The sequence below is a fragment of the Pararhizobium arenae genome (assembly GCF_001931685.1).
GTDB classification, from domain to species: domain Bacteria; phylum Pseudomonadota; class Alphaproteobacteria; order Rhizobiales; family Rhizobiaceae; genus Pararhizobium; species Pararhizobium arenae.
Genome location: NZ_MOOY01000008.1, coordinates 75,426 through 95,311, shown reverse-complemented (window position 1 = coordinate 95,311; position 19,886 = coordinate 75,426). Strand labels below are relative to the sequence as shown.

18 protein-coding genes are annotated in these 19,886 nt (G+C 61.2%); 7 read left to right on the top strand and 11 right to left on the bottom strand.

Annotated elements, in window-relative coordinates; translation table 11 throughout:
- Positions 1-434: 434 nt before the first annotated feature.
- From BLX89_RS18155 to BLX89_RS18145, 3 genes are read left to right on the top strand one after another with little or no spacing between them, the layout of a single operon-like run.
- Complete coding sequence (locus BLX89_RS18155) at positions 435-1,517, top strand: glycosyltransferase family protein (RefSeq protein ID WP_075292375.1); 1,083 nt, start codon at positions 435-437, stop codon at positions 1,515-1,517.
- A 37-nt stretch (positions 1,518-1,554) separates the two neighbouring features.
- A complete protein-coding gene (locus tag BLX89_RS18150) occupies positions 1,555-2,415 on the top strand; it encodes an NAD-dependent epimerase/dehydratase family protein (RefSeq protein ID WP_075292374.1) in 861 nt (286 codons plus the stop codon).
- Positions 2,416-2,472: 57 nt separating this feature from the next.
- Positions 2,473-3,198: a cephalosporin hydroxylase family protein gene (locus tag BLX89_RS18145; RefSeq protein ID WP_075292373.1), complete on the top strand. Its 726-nt coding sequence runs from the start codon at positions 2,473-2,475 to the stop codon at positions 3,196-3,198.
- 137 nt (positions 3,199-3,335) lie between these two features.
- Here the strand turns inward: BLX89_RS18145 and BLX89_RS18140 are convergent, their stop codons facing one another.
- Positions 3,336-4,550: a glycosyltransferase family 2 protein gene (locus BLX89_RS18140; RefSeq protein WP_075292372.1), complete on the bottom strand. Its 1,215-nt coding sequence runs from the start codon at positions 4,548-4,550 to the stop codon at positions 3,336-3,338.
- 163 nt (positions 4,551-4,713) lie between these two features.
- On the opposite strand from BLX89_RS18140, the gene BLX89_RS18135 reads away from it, so the two are divergent.
- Positions 4,714-5,016, top strand: coding sequence for a chorismate mutase family protein (locus BLX89_RS18135; protein WP_075292371.1), 303 nt, complete (start codon positions 4,714-4,716; stop codon positions 5,014-5,016).
- Positions 5,017-5,099: 83 nt separating this feature from the next.
- Here BLX89_RS18135 and BLX89_RS18130 read toward each other — a convergent pair whose 3' ends face one another.
- The 7 genes from BLX89_RS18130 to mscL form a co-directional block, all read right to left on the bottom strand.
- Complete coding sequence (locus BLX89_RS18130; RefSeq protein WP_075292370.1) at positions 5,100-6,329, bottom strand: class I SAM-dependent methyltransferase; 1,230 nt, start codon at positions 6,327-6,329, stop codon at positions 5,100-5,102.
- Positions 6,326-6,889 carry a dTDP-4-dehydrorhamnose 3,5-epimerase family protein gene (locus BLX89_RS18125; RefSeq protein WP_075292369.1) on the bottom strand — a complete coding sequence of 188 codons (564 nt, stop codon included), beginning with the start codon at positions 6,887-6,889 and terminating at the stop codon, positions 6,326-6,328. Before BLX89_RS18125 ends, BLX89_RS18130 begins: the two co-directional genes overlap by 4 nt.
- Complete coding sequence (gene rfbG, locus BLX89_RS18120) at positions 6,886-7,980, bottom strand: CDP-glucose 4,6-dehydratase (protein WP_425348620.1); 1,095 nt, start codon at positions 7,978-7,980, stop codon at positions 6,886-6,888. Before rfbG ends, BLX89_RS18125 begins: the two co-directional genes overlap by 4 nt.
- Positions 7,971-8,741 (bottom strand): glucose-1-phosphate cytidylyltransferase, encoded by a 771-nt coding sequence (rfbF, locus tag BLX89_RS18115; RefSeq protein ID WP_075292367.1) that lies wholly within the window; start codon positions 8,739-8,741, stop codon positions 7,971-7,973. Before rfbF ends, rfbG begins: the two co-directional genes overlap by 10 nt.
- Positions 8,742-8,963: 222 nt before the next feature.
- Positions 8,964-9,956, bottom strand: coding sequence for a UDP-glucose 4-epimerase GalE (galE, locus tag BLX89_RS18110; protein WP_075292366.1), 993 nt, complete (start codon positions 9,954-9,956; stop codon positions 8,964-8,966).
- A 90-nt stretch (positions 9,957-10,046) separates the two neighbouring features.
- Positions 10,047-11,213: a pyridoxal phosphate-dependent aminotransferase gene (locus BLX89_RS18105; protein ID WP_075292365.1), complete on the bottom strand. Its 1,167-nt coding sequence runs from the start codon at positions 11,211-11,213 to the stop codon at positions 10,047-10,049.
- 162 nt (positions 11,214-11,375) lie between these two features.
- Positions 11,376-11,813, bottom strand: a complete 438-nt coding sequence (mscL, locus tag BLX89_RS18100) for a large conductance mechanosensitive channel protein MscL (RefSeq protein WP_075292364.1) — start codon at positions 11,811-11,813, stop codon at positions 11,376-11,378.
- Positions 11,814-12,028: 215 nt separating this feature from the next.
- Between mscL and BLX89_RS18095 the strand changes: the two genes are divergently transcribed.
- A complete protein-coding gene (locus BLX89_RS18095; RefSeq protein WP_075292363.1) occupies positions 12,029-15,520 on the top strand; it encodes a PAS domain-containing hybrid sensor histidine kinase/response regulator in 3,492 nt (1,163 codons plus the stop codon).
- 178 nt (positions 15,521-15,698) lie between these two features.
- On the opposite strand, the gene BLX89_RS18090 is transcribed toward BLX89_RS18095, so the two are convergent.
- Both BLX89_RS18090 and BLX89_RS18085 read right to left on the bottom strand, forming a co-directional pair.
- Positions 15,699-16,346: a response regulator transcription factor gene (locus tag BLX89_RS18090; RefSeq protein WP_075292362.1), complete on the bottom strand. Its 648-nt coding sequence runs from the start codon at positions 16,344-16,346 to the stop codon at positions 15,699-15,701.
- 75 nt (positions 16,347-16,421) lie between these two features.
- The gene (locus BLX89_RS18085; RefSeq protein WP_143523672.1) at positions 16,422-16,871 is read right to left on the bottom strand and encodes a hypothetical protein; all 450 of its coding nucleotides are present in this window, start codon (positions 16,869-16,871) and stop codon (positions 16,422-16,424) included.
- A gap of 107 nt (positions 16,872-16,978) precedes the next feature.
- On the opposite strand from BLX89_RS18085, the gene BLX89_RS18080 reads away from it, so the two are divergent.
- Positions 16,979-17,323 carry a DUF952 domain-containing protein gene (locus BLX89_RS18080; protein WP_075292360.1) on the top strand — a complete coding sequence of 115 codons (345 nt, stop codon included), beginning with the start codon at positions 16,979-16,981 and terminating at the stop codon, positions 17,321-17,323.
- The gene (locus tag BLX89_RS18075) at positions 17,323-18,408 is read left to right on the top strand and encodes a quinone-dependent dihydroorotate dehydrogenase (protein ID WP_075292359.1); all 1,086 of its coding nucleotides are present in this window, start codon (positions 17,323-17,325) and stop codon (positions 18,406-18,408) included. The genes BLX89_RS18080 and BLX89_RS18075 overlap by 1 nt, the downstream gene beginning before the upstream one ends.
- On the opposite strand, the gene BLX89_RS18070 is transcribed toward BLX89_RS18075, so the two are convergent.
- Entirely contained in the window at positions 18,405-19,766 is a 1,362-nt protein-coding gene (locus tag BLX89_RS18070; protein WP_075292358.1) for an MATE family efflux transporter, read from the bottom strand. The two genes, BLX89_RS18075 and BLX89_RS18070, sit on opposite strands and share 4 nt — an antisense overlap.
- Positions 19,767-19,886: the final 120 nt, after the last annotated feature.

Genomic DNA, 19,886 nt, shown 5'->3' with positions numbered 1-19,886 from the left:
CGAAACCGAACACCGGTTCCGCTCCTGTGATGAGGACAATAGCCCACACAGTTTAGAGGCCGCTTAAACGGATATCGACAATTTTACACAATTCGCATTTTTACGAAAATCAGATTCAAACAACGGTCAAACTCGATGAAAATGCCGTCTTTTCTGGGGCATAGAGCTGCTAAGCCTCGCTCAAGCTTGCCGTTCTAGGTTCCCCTCACACGCCGGCAAACAATGGCTTTGTGCCGGAGACAGGACCGCACCCTCCTCCGCATGAAAGCCACTTGTTTGCCTGCGTGACCAGCAGCGCTGAACGAAGCTTGCTTCGACGCGCCGCAAATCCTGGGCGCGGCCAGGACAGGGGACGACCCGACCGGCCGTGACGCAACGACGATTTCGCTGAAACGGCAGACCTCTTCTTGCCGGACATGCACTGGAGACCGGCCATGACCAAACTTTCGATCTGCATTCCCCTGCAAGCCGGCTCCTGCAACCCTTCTTCTCTGATCGACACGCTGCTTGCCGACAGCAAGGCAAATATCGAAATCGTGCTTGCGGGTCCCGACGTCCTGACCGGCAACACCGACACGCGGATCACCACCGTCATCACGGATGCGAACCTTTCGCTGCAGGCGCTTTGGTATAAGGCCATCCGTGCGGCGAGCGGCGATTGGGTGACGCTCGTAAACGCGGGTGACGTCATCGAGCCGGATCTCGTCCAGATGGTCGATTATCTCGAACGCACCTCGCCGCAGACAGATGCGCTGGCCTGGACCGCCCTGCAGATCGACCGCATGGCCGAACCGGGCAAGACGTCCTCCGTCGCCATTCCAACCCGCTATCATATCGACCGTTTCGACAAGACGGCGATGCTCATGGCCTTCTTCTACTGGAAGGGCAGCCTGAACGTCCCGAAGATGCCCTTCGGCGTCTACCATGCCGCGATCCGCCGTTCGGTGGTCGAAGCAATCTTTTCCGCACCTGCCGCGCAGGACTGGTCGACACCGCTGCCGCAATATGAATGGGCCGCCAAGACGCTTATCTTCGCAGAGGAACTCGCCTTTTGCAGCCGCCCGCTGTCGGTAATCAACGCCTCGACCTATGTCGCCCCGGCTGATGCCCGCGCTTCGGAGACGTTTCCGTTCCACGCCGGCCTCGGCCTCACCGGCGCCATTGCCGAAGTGCAGTTCAATGTCCTGCGCGATCTGGGCAACGAATGGGGCGGCGGGACCGAAGACTTCGTGCGCGCCTGCGCCATCGATTGCCTGCTGGAATGGGATTTCGAGAGCTTCCGCAAGAAGGGCAACAGTTACTTTACCGCCTTTCAGCAATTCGAGAACGGGCGCCTTGCCGCTCAGTTCCGGCCGCAATATGTCGAGCGCAAGCCCGATCTTCGGCGCGGCATCCACGACAAGGCACTGCTCATCGACCGCTTCGTCGGCGGCGCGCAGACGGCACCGGAATTCTACGCGGTGCTCAGGCACATGATGCCCTCTGTGCACTTCATCTGCGATGGCATGACGCAATGATCCGCCACCCCGTCGATCCTTTCCCGGGACTGCGCGCGTGGGTGCTGTAACCTCCGTCGCCGTCACAGGCGCAACAGGCTTCATCGGCAGACATGTGCTGGCTGCGCTGGAGCGTCGCGGCATTCAGGTTACAGCTCTTTCCCGCAAGCCTGGCAATCCGGCGTCCTCCGGCATCGCGTGGAAAGTCTTGGACATGGCTGATCCTCCAGGCGACCCCTTCACCGCGATGGGACGACCCGACGCCCTGATCCATCTTGCCTGGGATGGCCTGCCGAACTATCGCTCGCTGCATCACTTCGAAACGGAACTGCCGCGGCAATACGCCTTCCTGAAAGGTGCGATCGAAGGCGGCCTAAACTCCGTTTTCTGCGCCGGCACATGCTTCGAATATGGTATGCAGGATGGCGCGCTCACGGAGGCGACGCCCTGCCTACCTTCAAACCCCTATGGCTTTGCCAAGCACGCCCTGCATCAGCAGCTTTATATGCTGAAGGAGACATTGCCTTTTGCACTCACCTGGGGACGACTTTTTTACATGTACGGCCCCGGACAAAATCCGAAGTCGCTCTGGCCGCAGCTACAGGAAGCTTATCGGCAAGGCGCAACGGTCTTCGATATGTCCGGAGGCGAGCAGCTGCGCGATTTTCTCGACATCGGAACCTTGGCGGACCTGATCGTCAGCCTGGCGCTGGCCCATCCGGACTCCGGCGTCGTCAACATCTCTTCCGGCAAGCCCGTCGCGGTCCGCGATATCGTCAGCCGCTGGACGAAGGAATTGAGCTGGGACGTTCGCCTCAATCTCGGCCACTACCCGTACCCCGACTACGAACCGATGGAATTCTGGGGCGACAATTCCAAGCTTCAGCGTATTCTCGGGCGGCAAACCGGCGCCTCGTAAACAAACATCCATCGCAATGGCAGCGCAGGCTTCCGTTGCCCATCGAAAGCAAAGACCATGGCTTCAGAAAACGACACCGCTGCTCCGGACACCACCGAGGATATGCGCCGCGCCGCGCACGACTTCATGGTCGCCTCCGTGACACCCAAATACTCCTACAATTTTTCCTGGCTCGGCCGGCCGATTATCCAGTACCCGCAGGATATCGTCGCCATGCAGGAGCTGATCTGGACGGTTCAACCGGACCTCATCATCGAGACTGGCATTGCCCATGGCGGCTCGCTGATCTTTTCGGCCTCGATGCTGGAGCTGAACGCGATCTGCGGCGGCAATCCGGATGCTTCGGTGTTCGGCATCGATATCGACATCCGCGCCCACAATCGCGTCGAGATCGAAAAGCATCCGCTTTATCGCCGTATCTCGATGATCGAGGGCTCGTCGATCGACCCGGCGGTCATCGATCAGGTGCGGGCGGCGGCGGAAGGCAAGAAATCGGTGCTGGTCTGCCTCGATTCCAACCACACACATGATCATGTGCTGGCCGAACTGGAAGCCTATGCGGACCTCACCAGCGTGTCGAGCTACTGCGTCGTCTTCGACACCTTCATCGAGGACGTGCCGGCCGGCAGCTATCCCGACCGCCCATGGGACAAGGGCGCCAACCCGAAGACCGCCGTGTTCGAATGGTTGAAGTCGCACCCGGAATTCGAGATCGACCGGTCCATCGACGCGCGCCTGCTGATCTCGGTCGCACCGCACGGTTATCTGAAGCGGGTGCGCTGAGACGCCAAGACCGCTGGGAAAAAAAAGGGGTGCCATCGGCGCCCCTTTTTTCTGTCTTTCGGGAACGTCGCTCCCAATGAAAAACCCACCATCGGCAGCCGATGATGGGTTCTGGCAGAACAGCCGTGAAGTCCGCTTCAGCCCACGGCGAGTTGCCGCACGGTGCGGAACTGCATGGTTTCGCGCGGGGCGATAAACTGGCCGACAAGATGCAGAAGCTCCGCCGGGGTCTGTACGCCACCAATATCCTCGTCGATATAGAGCATGTTCTTCAAAAGACCGTAATAAGACTTGCCGCTTCCCGGCTCCTTGAAGGTCGGGTTGAAGTGCTCGAGGAACTTGCCGCCCTGCCAGTTTTCAAAGGCGGTGCGATATCCTTCCGAAATCAGCTCGAAATTTTCCCGGTCGCGGGCCATGCCGCAATTCTTGGCGCAGGCACGGGCGAAATTCTTCTCCCAGCCCGCCGGCGCCTTGTGGCCATAGGTATACTTGAACCACTGCTGGCAGAGGCCGATCGCCGCCGTGTTTCCGAGGAAGAACGGGAACGGAAAGTCCTTCATATAGGCGTCGTTGTCGATCGAACGGCCGATATCGGACATGAACTGGGTGTACATGGCCTTGAGATCGGCAGCGGTCGCGACGCGGCCGGAATTGCTTTCCGCGCAAGCGCCGAGCACCGAGAAGGGACGCTCGACATGGATGAAGTTGTCGGCCGTCACCAAGAGCTTGCAACTGTTTTCGAAATCCACAACCGGATGCTCGAAATAACGGCCGTTGAACTTGGCCCTGATCTTTTCCATGATCTTGCGCGAGACGGCGCCGTGGTAGATCGCGAAGAGGTTGTTCGGTGACGCCGCATCATGGGACCAGTGGAAGAAATCTCGCAGCAGGATGCTCTTGTCGACTCGATAATAGTTGGTGCCCATCGGCACCCCGACCACGCATTTGCGCGGGCGGTGGCTCGGCCAGTTATAGGTGAGGCGTGTCCAGGCGATGACATCGGCGCGAGGTTCGTTGCGCTGCACGTCCTTGATCAGATCGACGACATCGACATCGACATAATCGTCGTCGCCGATAACGGTAATGAACTCGCCGGTTGCCGTCTCCAGGCAACGCTCCCAGTTGTCAACCATCGAGAAGACATGATCCGCGGAGGGGATGAACTTGACGCGCGGATCGCCGCCGATGTCAGCCATGAAGGTGTTCATGATCGACGCATCGTCGGAGTTATCCGCAAAGACGAATTCGACATCCGTGCGCATGTTCATCAGCAGGCTGCGGATGGTTTCCTGAAAATAGCGCTGGCGGTTACGCGAGGGCACGCAGATCGTCAGTTTGGGCTGGGGGAACATCATATTTCTCCGTTTGCCGCACCCTAAAGACAAGGGCTTTCCCGAGGCTTACCCGAGGTTGCGATCGAGCTCCAGGCTCTTTCCAGATGCGTGGCCGCTTGATAAGCAGCACCTCGGATCGCCGAACCACCACAGGCAGACCCACACTATGCCGGAGAACCGCATGCCCAAAAGCCCGGAAGACTGCCAGTCGATGACCGATATCCGTGCCGAGATCGACCGGCTGGACAAGGCATTGATCGAGCTTTTCCGGCAGCGTTTCGCCTATATCGGCCGCGCCGCCGAGATCAAGAAACCGATGGGCTTGAAGGCTGACATTCCGGCACGGGTGGCTGAAGTCGAGGAGAATGCCCGCCGCAATGCCATTGCGGCAGGACTGGATCCGGATTTCTACGAGAAAATCTGGAGCCAGTTGATCCGCCATTCGATCGCGCACGAGAAGGGCATTCTGGGCGAAATCGAATAGCAAGACCTAGAGTCTCTAAATCGCCTTGGTCTTGACCTGCGGCTTGGCCTGAGGTTCCGTCGCCGCGACCTCCGGCAGCGATGCTACGGATGAACCTTCAGTGTCGGCACCGCCGTCACGAACTTTCCACCCCAGTCGATGATATACGAAAGCTGCTGTTTGATCTCGTCCTGAAGATTCCATGGCAGGATTACTACCCTTTCCGGTTTTTCGGTTTTGAGCACGTCTTCGGTGACGATCGGGATGCGACTTCCGGGAAGAAGAGTGCCTTGCTTGGCGGGGTTCTTGTCGACGGCGAAGGCCAGCAGATCCGGCTTCACGCCTGCGAAATTCAAGAGCGTGTTGCCCTTGGCGGCAGCGCCGTAGGCGGCGACCTTCAGGCCAGCCCGGCGGCTTTCGATGAGAAAGCTCAGGAAGCCGTCGCGCACATCTTCGGCGCGCGCCTGGAAGCCCGTGTAGTATTCATCCGTCAGCATGCCGGCATGCCGCTCGGCGGCGAGCGTGAAGGCAACGGCCGGCGTGGCGGCATGTTTCCCCGTGTCAGCGCGCTGCGCAAAAACACGAAGGCTGCCGCCGTGCCATGGGGTCGTCTCGACGTCGAAGACAGCAAGACCGTTCTTTTCGAAGATGCGGGAAACGGCAGTCAACGACAGATAGGAATAATGCTCGTGATAGGCCGTGTCGAACTGGCCTTCGCTCACCATGTTGAGCAGATGCGGAAACTCGAAGGTCGCAACGCCGTTGGGCTTCAGGATCGCGGTAAAGCCGGCGACGAAATCGTTGATATCAGGCACATGGGCAAGCACGTTGTTGGCGGCCGTCAGATCGGCGCTTCGGCCTTCCGCAGCCAGTCGCGCGCCGATATCGGCGCCGAAGAACTCTTCGATGATCTCCAGCCCCTTTTCGCGCGCTGCGGCGGCAGTGCTCGCCGTCGGCTCGATGCCGAGGCAGGGTATGCCGCGTTCCTTGGCGAACTGGAGAAGATAACCGTCATTCGCGGCGATCTCGACGATATGAGACTGCTCCGTCAGACCGAAACGCGCCTGCATGTCAGCGACATACGTTTCCGCGTGCTTCAGCCAGGACGTCGAGAACGAGCTGAAATAGGCGTAGCTCGACGAGAAGAAGGTTTCGCGCGCGGCAAAATCTTCCGTCTGCACAAGGCGGCATTTCCGGCAGGCCCGGATGACGAGCGGATACCAGAGTTCCGGCTTGTTGCGCTCTTCGATCGCGACATACGAATTCGAAGGCGGAGCTGTTCCCAGATCGAGGAAGGGCACCATCTCCTCGGACCCGCAGTGGCGGCATTTCATGCGGCTACTCCAAGATAATCCGGCGTCAGCAGGGGATGCGCCGCGTCGCGCGCCGAAAGCCTTTCCACCGGCAAAGGCCATTCGACCGCGAGTGCCGGGTCTTGCGGATGAAGCCCACCCTCGGCCACTGCGGTGTAACGCTCCGAATGGGCATAAATCAGCCGGACATCATCGCTCAGCGCCTGAAAACCGTGGGCAAAGCCTTTCGGGATCAATAGGGAACAGCCGTTTTCTTCCGAAAGCTCGACGGAGAAATGTTTGAGAAAGGTCGGCGAACCAACCCGCAGATCGACGGCAACATCGAAGATGCGGCCGCGCGTGCAGGTGACGAGTTTGATCTCCGCATGCGGCGGGCGCTGGAAATGCATGCCGCGCACCGTGCCCTTGTGCACCGTGCCGGTCTCGTTCATCTGCATGATGGGGCCGTGCCAGCCGAAGGCGGCCAGCTCATGCTGGCAGAAAAGACGCGACAGGAACCCACGCTCGTCAGACAGCCTGCGGCGCTCGATCACCATCAGGCCGGCAAGCGGCGTTTCCCGTGCCTGCAGCCGCGTGCTCAACCGGCGGCCTTCAGCGGCTGCGCACCAGCTGCTTCATTGGTAAAGTCGCGGATATCGGCGAGGCAAAGCTCAAGAGCAGGCCGGCCTTCACGCTCGGCGCGATACCATTCCATCGTGCGGCGCACGGTTTCGTTGAGGCGCCAGCGCGGAACATAGCCCAGATCGGCGCGGGCCCGGCCGCTGTCGAGAACCAGATAGCCGGCCTCGTGCGGACCTTCGGTGCCATCGCCCAGGCGAACGAGGCCACCGCCGAAATGACGCTCGGCCATCTTCAGCACCGTGCCGACCGACGCGGCCTCCGCATGGTTGGGACCGAAATTATAGCTTTCGACACCGACCGGCGCGTACCAGAGATGCTCGGCCAGGCTCATATAGCCATTCAGCGGCTCCAGAACATGCTGCCAGGGACGCACTGCGCGCGGACGGCGGACGTACAGGGATTGACCCGCCTGCCAGGCGCGAACGGCGTCGGGGATCAGCCGCTCCTCGGCCCAGTCGCCCCCCCCGATGACGTTGCCGGCACGCGCCGTCGCGATGCCGATGTTGCGGGCGGCAAAGAAGGAGGAGCGATAGCTTGCCGTGACGATCTCCGCAGCCGCCTTGGAGGCGCTGTAGGGATCCTGTCCGCCGAGCGGATCGGTCTCCATGAACGCAAGGCCGGTCTCAGGGTTGTGATACACCTTGTCGGTCGTCACGACCACGATCGAGCGCACATCCTCGCAGACGCGAAGCGCGTCCAGAAGATTGACCGTGCCGCTGACATTGGTGTCGTAGGTTTCGGCCGGATCGCGATAGCTTGCCCGTACCAGCGCCTGGGCTGCGAGGTGGAAGACGATCTGCGGTTTCGAGCGCAGCACCTGATGGGTGACGGCAGCCCGGTCGCGAATGTCGACGATATCATCGCCTTCGGCAGCACCGCCCAGCAGATTGTAGAGCGAGGGTTCCGATTTCGGAAGCAGCGAGAGGCCGGAGACCTCGGCACCCAGTTGTCGAAGCCAAAGGGCGAGCCAACTGCCCTTGAAGCCCGTGTGGCCGGTGATCAGTACGCGCTTTCCGCGCCAGAAGTCGTTTGTCATCGTCATCACCAGCATTTCCAAGGCGGCGAACCGCTCTGCCACAAACTTTCGAGATGGTTTTTGTCACGCAGGGTGTCCATCGGCTGCCAGAAGCCGTCATGGAGGTAGGCCTGCAACTCGCCCTCGCGGGCAAGGCTCATGAGGGGCTCGGCCTCCCATGTGGTGTTGTCGTCTTCGATCCGGTCGATGCAGCGCGGCGAGAGCACGAAGAAACCGCCATTGATAAAGCCGCCCTCGCCTTCCGGCTTTTCGACAAAACCTTGAACTTCGCTGCCATCCAGCTGAAGCGCGCCGTAACGCGCTGGCGGACGACAAGCCGTGACCGTGGCGAGTTTGCCGTGTTCCCGGTGGAAGGCGATCGTGCGGGCGATATCCATGCTGCCGACGCCGTCGCCATAGGTGAAGCAGAAGGCGTCGTCTTCCCTCAGATACCGGGCAACCCGTTTCAAGCGGCCGCCGGTCATCGAGTTCTCGCCGGTATCGACCAGCGTCACCCGCCAGTTCTCGGCGCTCTTGCGATGGAATTCCATGCTGTTTTCGGCAAAGTCGAAGGTGATGTCCGACATATGCAGGCCGTAATTGGCAAAATATTCCTTGATGATATAGCCCTTGAAGCCGCAGCAGACGATGAAGTCGCGCACCCCATGGGCGTGGTACATCTTCATGATATGCCAGAGGATGGGCCGCCCGCCGATCTCGACCATCGGCTTCGGCCGAAGGTGGGTTTCCTCCGAGATGCGCGTGCCAAGCCCGCCGGCGAGAATGACAGCCTTCATCGAAGGCCCTCGCACGGATGTCCCGTCGTCAACGACAAAAAGTATTCAACCGGCCGCGACTGCGACGGGCTCGCGCGGCCCGCAATGAAGCCACGCCTTTTGGGCGGCATCCTGCGTTTCGTCTGGCGAACTTGTTCCATCATGCATCAGGCCCGAATGATCTATCGTGGCCGATACCCTAGTGCTTGAAACTGTCGTCAAACTGGAGCGGGGAAATGCCCGTCAGTAGCTGTTCTTGCGCAGGAGGTGGCGCTCCCATTCGAGTGCGCTCTCGACGATGCCCTCAAGGTCGTCATACTCCGGCACCCAGCCGAGTTCGGCCTTTGCCAGCGATGGATTGGCGACGATCATAGCGGGATCACCCGCACGGCGCTCGGCAAATTCCACCGGGAAATCCACGCCGCTGACCTTCTTGACGGTCTTCAGCACTTCAAGAACCGAGAAGCCACGACCATAGCCGCAATTGGCCGCAAGAGACCCGCCGCCGGCGCGCATGCGCTTCAAGGCTGCAAGATGCGCCTGAGCGAGATCCCAGACATGGATATAGTCACGCACGCAGGTCCCGTCCGGCGTCGGATAATCGGTGCCGAAGACGCTCATGGACGCGCGTTTGCCAAGCGCCGTTGCGGAGGCGACCTTGATGAGATGGGTGGCGATGGCCGAAGACTGGCCGCTGCGCCCCTTCGGATCGGCACCCGCGACGTTGAAATAACGCAACGCCGTGTAGGTGAGGTCATGGGCGTTGGATGTGTCACGCAGCATGATCTCGGTCATCAGCTTCGACGATCCGTAGGGCGATTCCGGCGCCAGCGGCAGGTCTTCCGTCACCGGCTCCAGAACCTTCGGTGTGCCATAAACGGCAGCGGTGGAGGAGAAGACGAAATACGGAATGCCCGCCTCGACGGCGCTGGCGATCAGCGCGCGGGATTTGACCGTGTTGTTTTCATAGTAGCCCAGCGGATCGGCGACGGATTCCGGCACGACGATCGAACCGGCGAAATGAATGATCGCGTCGATGTTGTTTTCGGAGAAGATGCAGCGCATCAACTCGGCGTCGGCGATATCGCCTTCATAGAAGCGCGCTTCCGGCGCGATCGCCCAGCGGAACCCGGTCGAGAGACGGTCGATGACAACGGCCTCTTCGCCCGCATCCAGCAGCGCCCAGACCATGTGGCTGCCGATATAACCGCCGCCGCCCGTAACCAAAACCGCCATGTGAAGCTCCCTAACGTCGAATCGTCGGGATAAAAGCCGGTTCAGCCGGCTTTCACAAGCTTGACGATGATCAAAAAGCGAAAATCGCGCCTAAAGCGAAGCGATATAGCCTGCCAGCCTTTCAGCTGCTGTCGAAACCTGGGCCGGATCGCGCAGAAAGCAGGCGCGCATGAAGAGCGAGCCGCCTTCTCCGAACGCCGTGCCCGGCGCCAAGCCGACGCCCGTCTTGTCGACGATATCGAAACAGGCTTGTCGCGCATCCGGTACGCCGTCGATTTTCAGAAAGGCGTAGATTGCGCCGTCAGGCTTCAATGTCTCGACGCGATTGGTCGCGATCAACGCATCGCACAGAAGATCGCGGGACCTTGCCGCCTTGGCGACATTCTCGGCGACAAAACGATCTCCCTCGTCGAGCGCCACGACGGCGCCCGCCTGGATGAACTGGGCAACGCCCGAGGTGGAATACTGGATCAGGTTTTCCAGCACCTGGCCGATTTCGGCAGGCGCGACGATCCAGCCTGCACGCCAGCCCGTCATCGACCAGTTCTTGGAGAAGGAATTGACGAACAGGATGCGGTCGCCATCGTCCATGACATCGAGGAACGACGGCGCGCGGGCAGCATGATAGGAATAAAGCGCATAGATTTCGTCGGCGACGATCCAGAGGCCTTGCCTGCGTGAAAGATCGAGGATGGCTGCGAGATCGTCCTTCGTTGCGGTCCAGCCTGTCGGATTGGACGGGGTATTGATGAACAGCGCGCGTGTCTTCGGCGTGATCGCCGCAGCGAGGCGTTCGACCGAGAGCTGCCATTTGCCGCCCTTAAATTCGAGCGGCACTGCCTCTGGCTTGACGCCTGAAAGCTCTGCGGAGGCCGCGAAGTTCGGCCAGGCGGGCGAGAGATACACCATCTCGTCGCCCGGCGAACTCACCGCCTCGATCGCAAGCTTGATCGCCTGCATGCCCGAGCCGGTCACGTAGAAATTGTCCATCGGCAGCGTCTTGCCGAAATGGCGTAGGTAATAGCGGGAAAGCGCCTCGCGCAACGGCGGGATGCCGCGTTGCCAGGTGTAGAAGGTCTCGCCCGCGGAAAGCGACGCCTGGGCGGCGCGCGTGATGAAATCCGGCGTCGGCAGGTCGCCCTCGCCGACCCAGAGCGGGATCAGCCCATCGCGTCCGCGCGCATAGTTCACCAGCTCCACGATACCGCTTTCAGGTGCGGCGAGCGAACGGGGGCTGAGGCTGGCGAGAACGGTCATCAAGGGCTCCGGCAGAACAAAAGAACGATGCCGTCGCTTCTAGCCGTTTTGCACGCGCCGATCACGCGACAATCGGTGACGGATCGATTGAACTTTGTGATGTTTTGCCAGACGGGCATGCACGGCATCCAGCGACGCGCATGCCCGGTAACCCACGCCGACTTAAGCGGCGCGCGTTTTCAGGAGGTCTCGAATTTCCGTGAGCAGCTGCACGTCTGCCGGCGGAGGAGCGGCTTCCGGGGCACCGGCTTTGTCCTTGGCTTCCATCGATCTGCGCATACGGTTCACGCCCTTGATCATCAGGAAGATGATCCACGCGAGGATCAGGAAGTTGATGAGAACGGTGATGAAGTTGCCATAGGCGAACACTGCGCCCTGCTCGCGAGCCGCAGCCAGCGAGGTTGCCGTGACATTGGCGCTGAGCGGCAGAAAATAGTTGGAAAAATCAAAGCCGCCGCCCGTCAGCGCGCCGACGATCGGCATCACGAGGTCGTTGACGACTGATTCGACGATCTTGTTGAAAGCCGCGCCGATAATGACACCGACCGCCAGGTCCATGACATTGCCGCGCGCAATGAATTCCTTGAATTCGTTCAGCATCCCGCTCTCCTTGTTCCCATGCTCGGGCAATCACCCGCTCCCGAAACCTATCGCGCACAACGGGAAAGAAAAGCGGAAATATAAGCATGTCGGCTTCGAAAACGGTGCTGTATGGGTTCACCTTGAACTTAAGGCGAAGATTGCGCTGATTTTCTTCGCCACGCTCTTGTCCTATGCTCGCGCGATCCGGCTTTCAGCGCTGGATAAGGAGGAGCATGCTTTCCGGACCGATCGTCTTTGCCGCGGCGTTTGCCTACCTGTTGCTGTTGTTCGCCGTGGCGAGTTATGGCGACCGCAAGGTCGGCAAGACTGTGGCCGCGGATCGCGGCCGACCGGTGGTCTATGCGCTCAGCCTTGCGATCTACTGCACATCCTGGACCTATTTCGGCGGTATTGGCCTTGCAGCCGAGCGCGGGCTTGAATTTACCGGTATCTACATCGGCCCGATCCTGATGTTCACGATCGGGCTGCCGGTGATCCGCCGCATCATCGCGCTTGCGAAGTCGGAAAAGCTTACCTCCGTCGCCGATTTCATTGCCGCCCGCTATGGCAAGAACCCGGCCGTTGCCGCCATCGTCGCGCTGATCTCGCTGGTCGGCGCCATACCCTATATCGCACTGCAGCTGAAGGCGGTTTCCAGCTCCGTCGCCGCGATGATCGACACCAGCACCTATGGCATCGGTTCGGGTCAGAATTTCATCGACCTGCCGCTGCTGGTGACGTTGTTCCTCGCTTGCTTCGCCATCGTCTTCGGCACACGACATACCGATGCGACGGAGCATCAGGACGGTCTGATCCTTGCGATTGCCATGGAATCGCTGGTCAAGCTGCTCGCCCTTTTGACGGCCGGGGTCTACATCGTTTTCTTCGTGTTTGACGGGCCATCCGACCTCTGGGCCAAGGCGCTCGAAAACCAGCAGGTGATGACGGCGCTGAACTACGAAACGCCGCTGCCTCGCTGGATCATGCTCGTCGTCTTGTCGGCGCTCGCGATCATCCTTCTGCCGCGCCAATTCCATGTGACGGTCGTCGAGAACCGCACGGCCAACGAATTGCGCATGGCCGGCATCCTGTTCCCGCTGTATCTGGTGGCGATCAACATTTTCGTGCTTCCGGTGGCGATTGCCGGCATCCTGATTTTTCAGGGCGGCGGGGTCTCCGACCTCTATCTCCTGAACCTGCCGATCAAGCTCGACGTTCCCGTGATGACGATGATCACCTTTATCGGCGGCTTCTCGGCTGCGACCGCGATGGTCATCGTCGCCTCCGTCGCGCTGTCGATCATGATCTCCAACGATATCGTCATGCCCGTCGTGCTGAGGCGCAACCTCACGCGCCGCGGCGGCGTTCGCGATGTTTCGACGCTGCTGCTCAATGTTCGCCGCATGGCGATCTTCGGCGTGCTGCTGCTCGGCTATGGATATTACCGCGCCGCCGATATGAGCGCCGGGCTCGCATCCCTCGGCCTGCTTGCCTTTGCGGCCATCGCCCAGATGGCGCCGGCGCTGTTCGGCGGCCTCCTTTGGCATCAGGCCAATGCGCGCGGGGCCATCGCCGGCATGGCGCTGGGCTTCGTCGTCTGGGCCTACCTGCTTTTCCTGCCGAGCCTTGGCGGGCCGGACAACTCTCATGTCGCAACCACCGTGCTCGGTTTCCTCTTCCCGTTCACATCGGTCTTTTCCGGTCCGGCCGCCGATCCGCTCGTCAATGCCTCGACGCTCAGTCTGCTCGTCAATGCCACCGCCTATGTCGTTTTTTCTCTGACGCGCGTGCCGAAACCGATCGAGCGCACGCAGGCAAGCGTTTTCATCCGCCGCAAGTCGCGCACCGAACGGGCCTTCCGCGGTCGCAAGACCAAGATCACCGTACGCGACCTAAAAACGACGATCGCACGCTATCTCGGCGAAGAGCGCATGCTGCGATCCTTCCATACCTATGAGCAGCAGAACGGTCGCTGGCTCGAAGATCATCAGCCGGCCGACATGGCGCTGGTACACTTTTCCGAACAGTTGCTCGGCAGCGCCATCGGTTCGTCTTCCGCGCGGCTGGTGCTGTCGCTCGTGCTGCAGCGCATGGATGATACGCCGGTCGATACCGCCTGGCTGCTCGATCAGGCCAGTGAGGCCCTGCAATACAATCAGGACATGCTGCAGACGGCGCTTTCGCAGATGGACCAGGGCATCGCCGTTTTCGACAGCTCCAACAATCTGATCATCTGGAACCGCCGTTTCCGGCAGTTGCTCGATCTGCCGGAAACGGCCGGCCAGGTCGGTTTTCCGCTCGCCGATATCGTCTCGATGCTGACGGCACGCGGCGATATCGCCCGCGAGGAAGAAAAAACGCTGATCGAAAACTTCCTCACCCTCGACAAGCCCTTCCTGCTGGAGCTTGCCGGTGGCGCGCGCATCATTGAAGTGCGCACCAACGCCATGCCCGACAAGGGCATCGTCACCACCTATACCGACATCACCCAGCGTGTTGCGGCCGACATGGCGCTGAAGCAGGCGAACGAAACGCTCGAGGCCCGCGTCGCGGAGCGCACCGGGGAGCTGACCCGCGTCAACCGCGAAGTCGCGGAAGCTCGGGCTTCGGCGGAAGAGGCCAATATCGGCAAGACCCGCTTCTTCGCCGCCGCCGGCCACGACATTCTGCAACCGCTTAATGCGGCGCGACTTTATTCCTCATCTTTGGTGGAGCGTCTCGGCGATTCAGAAAACAGCCTGCTGGTGCGCAACATCGATTCGTCCCTTGAGTCGGTGGAAACCATTCTCGGTGCCGTGCTGGACATCTCCCGGTTGGATACGGGCGCAATGAAGCCCAGATTGCAGTCCGTACCGCTCGACGACCTGCTGCGCCGCATCGAGACCGATTTCGCCCCGGTCGCCCGCGCCGCCAATCTGAAGCTCACGGTGATGCCGACCTCGCTTTCCGTACGCAGCGACCCAAACCTCTTGCGTCGTCTCGTGCAGAACCTCGTATCCAACGCGATCAAATACACGCCGAAGGGCAAGGTTCTTGTCGGAGTGCGGCGGGAGGGGGATCAGGCTGTCATTCAGGTTCTGGATTCCGGTATCGGCATTCCGTCATCGAAATTCCGCACCGTGTTCAAGGAATTTGCCCGTCTCGACGAAGGCGCGAAGACGGCTTCCGGGCTGGGTCTAGGACTTTCCATCGTCGACCGCATCTCCCGTGTCCTTAACCACTCCGTCGATCTGCAATCGAAGCCCGGCAAGGGGACGCGCTTCCGCGTGACGATGCCGATCGACAAGACGGCCAAGGCAGTGAAGGGGCCAGCAAACACGGCCGCGATCCGGATCGCCGAACCGCTGAACGGGCTTTCGGTCCTCTGCATCGACAACGAGCCACGCATTCTGGAAGGCATGACCCTGCTGCTTGAAGGCTGGGGATGCCGGGTAGAGGCGGTGCAATCGATCGAAGACTGGAAGGCCGGATCACAGATGCGGCCGGATGCGATCATTGCCGACTACCATCTCGACAAGGCAACCGGCACGGATGCCATCCGCACGATCCGCGACCATTTAGAAACGGTTTTGCCAGCATTGCTGGTGACCGCGGACCGTTCGCCGGAAGTGCGCGCGACGGCCGAGCGGGATGGCATTGCGATCCAGAACAAGCCGGTGCGGCCTGCGGCGCTGAGAGCGTGGCTGACGCAGCTATCGGTGGCGCTGAAGGCGGCTGCGGAGTAGCGGGCCCTCGCCATCCAAGGGAATGCGAGGTGATGGCGGCAAGCTCTATAGTTCCCTCTCCCCGCCTGCGGGGAGAGGGCTAGGGTGAGGGGCAAACACAGTCATCTCGAGAGTGCCGAGACTTCAGCCCCTCATCCGCCCTTCGGGCACCTTCTCCCCGCACGCGGGGAGAAGGAAACTACGCCGCCACAGCCGCAATCTTGCCGAGCTGGATCACCGCCTGGGTGCGGCTGTCGACATTGAGCTTCAGCAAAATCGCCGAGACATGCGCTTTGATCGTCGCCTCGGATACGCCGAGCTCGTAGGCAATCTGCTTATTGAGCAGTCCCTCGCCCAGCATGCCGAGCACGCGGGACTGCTGCGGGGTTAGCGTCTGAAGTCGCTGCAGAAGCTCCGCCACTTCCGGCTCATGTTCAACGCCACTCTGGAACCCGGCGGGGGTGAAGATATTGCCTGCCATGACGGTATCGATGCCTTCCCGGATCTCCTCCAGCCCTGCCGATTTCGAGAGAAAGCCGCTCGCCCCGAGTTCCAGCGCGCGCTGAACCGTTGCGTTGTCGTCATGGGCGGAAACGACCATGACCGGCAGGCTCTGAAACTCGGAGCGCAGCGCGATCAGGCCGGACAGACCGCTGACGCCGGGCATGGTGAGATCCAGCAGCAGCAGGTCGGCATTCGGGTTGTCGATCGCGGCCTGTCGGGCAGCCGTGAAATCGCCGGCTTCGACGATGGTGGCATTGCCATCCATGCCTGTGAGGGCCTGGCGCATGGCGCCGCGGAAAAGCGGATGGTCGTCCGCAATAATGATGGTCAATCCTGATGCCATGGCGCTCCCTCCCAAGAGCTTGCCCGGCCGAAGGGCTCCTCCCCGAAGGCCGGCATCATGGATCGGAAAGACGTGTCAGGTCTTTTGAGGTTCATCACCAAGGGCACCGGGCACCTTGCGCTCCTCACCCTCCAGATCCTTCACGATCCCCATGAAGCTTCGCATCATTCTTTCCATGATGCCCATCGTCTGGTCAATCTCTTCATCGGTGGGCAGGCGCGGTTTTGCGCTGAACTGGCCGTTCTCAAGGGCTTTTTCCAGAGTTTCCACCCGTTTTGTCAGAAGGTCGAGCTCCAGCTCGAAGGCCGTGCGCTCGTCCGCAGCGATGCGGCAGACCATCTGCCCGTCCTTTTCCTGGCAGAGCGAGACCTCGCCCGTCTGTGTATCGAGGCGGGCAATACCTGTATCGGATTTCTGCATGCTGTAGCGGCCAGACGCAGGCTCCTGCGCCTCCACCGGAACGACGGCGGCGATGCCCCCCACGATCCCGGCAAGGCCGAGCATTGGCCAAAGCAATCTGTTCATAACGTCTCTCCTGCCCAAAATCTGCGTCCCGCGCCGCTGTGGCGGTGGACTTTCCGCCGCAATTGCGGCAATCCGGCTGCACTATCCCCCGGTCAGGAGGTCTCGGCATGTCCAGCATCATCTACAAAATCGTTCCGACAACTCTGTGGCAGGATGCGCTGAAAAGCGGAGAATTCAAGGGCGCGCCCGTCGATCACGCCGACGGCTTCATCCATTTCTCGACAGCAGCCCAGGCGGTGGAAACCGCTGCCCGCCATTTCGCCGGTCAGGATGGTCTGCTCCTTGTCGCCGTCGATGGCGCCACACTGGGCGAGGCCCTGGTTTACGAGCCCTCGCGCGGCGGCGATCTCTTTCCCCATCTCTATGGCGCGCTGCCGCTTTCCGCCGTTCTCTGGGAAAAGCCGCTGCCGCTCGGCAGCGATGGCGCCCATGTCTTTCCGGAGCTTGCCTGATGCTCGATCTCTTCCAGTCGCTCGGCCGCCGCGGCCTGTTTCTTTTTGATCCCGAAGCCGCCCACGGCCTGTCGATCACGGCGCTTAAAACCGGGCTCGTTCCCGCCTGCAGCGTCAAAGCCGATCCGCGGCTCTCGCAGACGATTGCCGGGCTGACCTTTTCCAATCCCTTGGGTCTCGCCGCCGGTTACGACAAGAATGCCGAAGTGCCGGAGGAAATGCTGCGCCTCGGCTTCGGCTTCACCGAGATCGGCACCGTCACGCCGAAACCCCAGACCGGCAACGACAAGCCACGCATCTTCCGGCTGACCGCTGACGAGGCTGTCATCAACCGGCTCGGCTTCAACAATGCCGGCCATGATGCGGCCTATGAGCGGCTTTCGAAGCTCCGTGGCAATGGCCTGATCGGCGTCAACATCGGCGCCAACAAGGACAGCGAAGACCGCATTGCCGATTATGTCGCCGGCATCCGCCGTTTCTATTCGCTGGCGCGTTACTTCACCGCCAATATCTCCTCGCCCAACACACCGGGCCTGCGCGACCTGCAGGCGCGCGATAGCTTGGCGGCACTGCTGTCGGCCGTGCTCGCCGCACGCGATGACGAGGCCAAGAAGAGCGGCCGGCAGGTTCCGGTCTTCCTGAAGATCGCGCCGGACCTGACCGAGGACGGCATGGATGACATCGCCGCCGAGGTGCTGGCGCACAAGCTTGACGGGTTGATCGTTTCCAACACCACGCTGTCGCGCGAAGGACTGAAGGACCAGACGCAGGCCAAGGAGGCCGGTGGCCTCTCGGGCAAGCCGCTTTTTGCCCGCTCTACCGCGGTTCTCGCCAAGATGCGCAAGCGCGTCGGGCCTGACCTGCCGATCATCGGCGTCGGGGGCGTATCATCGGCGGAGACGGCGGCGGAGAAGATCCGGGCCGGCGCCGATCTCGTGCAGCTTTATTCCTGCATGGTCTATGAAGGACCGCTGCTGCCCGGCCGCATCGTGCGCGGGCTTTCGGACATCTGCGATCGCGAGAAGCTGTCCTCGATCTCGGACATCCGCGGTAGCAAGACGGATGAGTGGGCGAGCCGCTTCTAGGAAGCGAAACTTGTCCTCGCCCGCCGCGGCACCAGCGCCAGCAGGAACAGGCCGCGAAACAGCAGGAAGAGATTGAGCCCCGCCCAGAGGCCGTGATTGCCGAAGAGCGGCACGAGCACCAGCAAGGACGCGGCATAGCCGGCGAAGGCCAGCAGCATCATGTTGCGCATATCCCGCGACCAGGTGGCGCCGATGAAGACGCCATCCATCAGGAAGGCGAGCGCGCCGGTGACTGCGGTGATGGCTGCCCAGGGCATGAATTCGTAGGCGACGGCCCGGACATCCTCCGCCGTCGTCAGCGTATCGATGAGGCGATCGCCGAAGTCGAGAAAGGCGACAGTCGTCGCCGCGGCCAGCGCGAACGACCAGAGCGCCGTCATCTTCAGCGCCCGATCGAAGGCCGGCCGGAAGCGCGCGCCGATCGCGCGGCCCGTCAATTGTTCAGCAGCATTCGCGAGACCATCGAGATAATAACCGGCGACCAGAAAGATCGTCATAAGCACGGCGTTGGCGGCAAGGGTCACGGGGCCGAAGCTGGTGCCGATCCGCGTCATCAGCGTGAACGCAGCCAGAAGCACGAAGGAGCGGATCATGATATCGCGGTTGAGGCCGAAGAGCGGCTTCAGCCGGTCCATCGAGAAGACCTCTTTCCACGCAAGCGACGACGACCGGTCGAAACGGGCATAGACGATCGCGAAGCCGACAAGCGCGCCGACGGTCTCGCCGATGACGGTGGCGAGCGCTACACCCATTACCCCCCAACCGAGATGCAGGCCAAGGTAGATCGAAAGCACGACGTTGATACCATTGATCAGCGTTTGCAGCAGAAGGCCTGTCGTGCCCTGCCCGCGGCCGAGCACGAAACCCAGAATGGCATAGTTGGCGAGGGCGAAGGGGCTGGAGAGAATGCGCCAGAGGAAATAGGTGCGCGTCACTTCGGCCACCTCCGGACCCGGCGCAAGCAGCCAAAGACCGAGAGACAGCAGTATAGGCGAGACCAGCAGGGCGACCGTGCCGCTGACAAGCGCGATCGCCAGAGATCGCCAGAAAACCGCCTGTTCTTCCGCCCTGTCACCACGACCGAAAGCTTGTGCCACGAGACCGGTGGTCGAGGCGCGCAAGAAATTGAACGTCGTAAAGATCAGGTCGAAGAGGATCGCGCCGACTGCCAAGCCGGCGAGCAGCGTCGCCTGCCCGAGCCGCCCGACGACCGCCGTATCCACCAATCCCAGGAGCGGCGTGGTGAGGAAACCGAGCGTCATCGGGATGGCGATCGACAGGATCAATCGGTTGGTGACGAGAAACGGCCCCGCGCCACGGGCGTTTTCATCGATCTCGAGATTTCCGGCTGCAGTCATCTGGGCGGCTCCGTCTTGCTGTCTTACGTCCGGAACGCCGTATAAGACCAATCGAGATTCAGTTCAGGCCGAGTCGAAAATGGTGGTTTTCTGCGACCCGGAGCGCAGCGTACTTAAGTA

Bases quoted from the DNA above. Each gene is read 5' to 3' on its own strand.
- rfbF (WP_075292367.1), bottom strand. From the start codon at position 8,741: ATGAAGGCTGTCATTCTCGCCGGCGGGCTTGGCACGCGCATCTCGGAG.
- BLX89_RS18070 (WP_075292358.1), bottom strand. From the start codon at position 19,766: ATGACTGCAGCCGGAAATCTCGAGATCGATGAAAACGCCCGTGGCGCG.
- BLX89_RS18090 (WP_075292362.1), bottom strand. From the start codon at position 16,346: ATGGCATCAGGATTGACCATCATTATTGCGGACGACCATCCGCTTTTC.
- BLX89_RS18145 (WP_075292373.1), top strand. From the start codon at position 2,473: ATGGCTTCAGAAAACGACACCGCTGCTCCGGACACCACCGAGGATATG.
- BLX89_RS18155 (WP_075292375.1), top strand. From the start codon at position 435: ATGACCAAACTTTCGATCTGCATTCCCCTGCAAGCCGGCTCCTGCAAC.
- galE (WP_075292366.1), bottom strand. From the start codon at position 9,956: ATGGCGGTTTTGGTTACGGGCGGCGGCGGTTATATCGGCAGCCACATG.
- mscL (WP_075292364.1), bottom strand. From the start codon at position 11,813: ATGCTGAACGAATTCAAGGAATTCATTGCGCGCGGCAATGTCATGGAC.
- BLX89_RS18085 (WP_143523672.1), bottom strand. From the start codon at position 16,871: ATGAACAGATTGCTTTGGCCAATGCTCGGCCTTGCCGGGATCGTGGGG.
- rfbG (WP_425348620.1), bottom strand. From the start codon at position 7,980: ATGCTGGTGATGACGATGACAAACGACTTCTGGCGCGGAAAGCGCGTA.
- BLX89_RS18130 (WP_075292370.1), bottom strand. From the start codon at position 6,329: ATGAAATGCCGCCACTGCGGGTCCGAGGAGATGGTGCCCTTCCTCGAT.
- BLX89_RS18080 (WP_075292360.1), top strand. From the start codon at position 16,979: ATGTCCAGCATCATCTACAAAATCGTTCCGACAACTCTGTGGCAGGAT.
- BLX89_RS18075 (WP_075292359.1), top strand. From the start codon at position 17,323: ATGCTCGATCTCTTCCAGTCGCTCGGCCGCCGCGGCCTGTTTCTTTTT.
- BLX89_RS18105 (WP_075292365.1), bottom strand. From the start codon at position 11,213: ATGACCGTTCTCGCCAGCCTCAGCCCCCGTTCGCTCGCCGCACCTGAA.
- BLX89_RS18140 (WP_075292372.1), bottom strand. From the start codon at position 4,550: ATGTTCCCCCAGCCCAAACTGACGATCTGCGTGCCCTCGCGTAACCGC.
- BLX89_RS18135 (WP_075292371.1), top strand. From the start codon at position 4,714: ATGCCCAAAAGCCCGGAAGACTGCCAGTCGATGACCGATATCCGTGCC.
- BLX89_RS18095 (WP_075292363.1), top strand. From the start codon at position 12,029: ATGCTTTCCGGACCGATCGTCTTTGCCGCGGCGTTTGCCTACCTGTTG.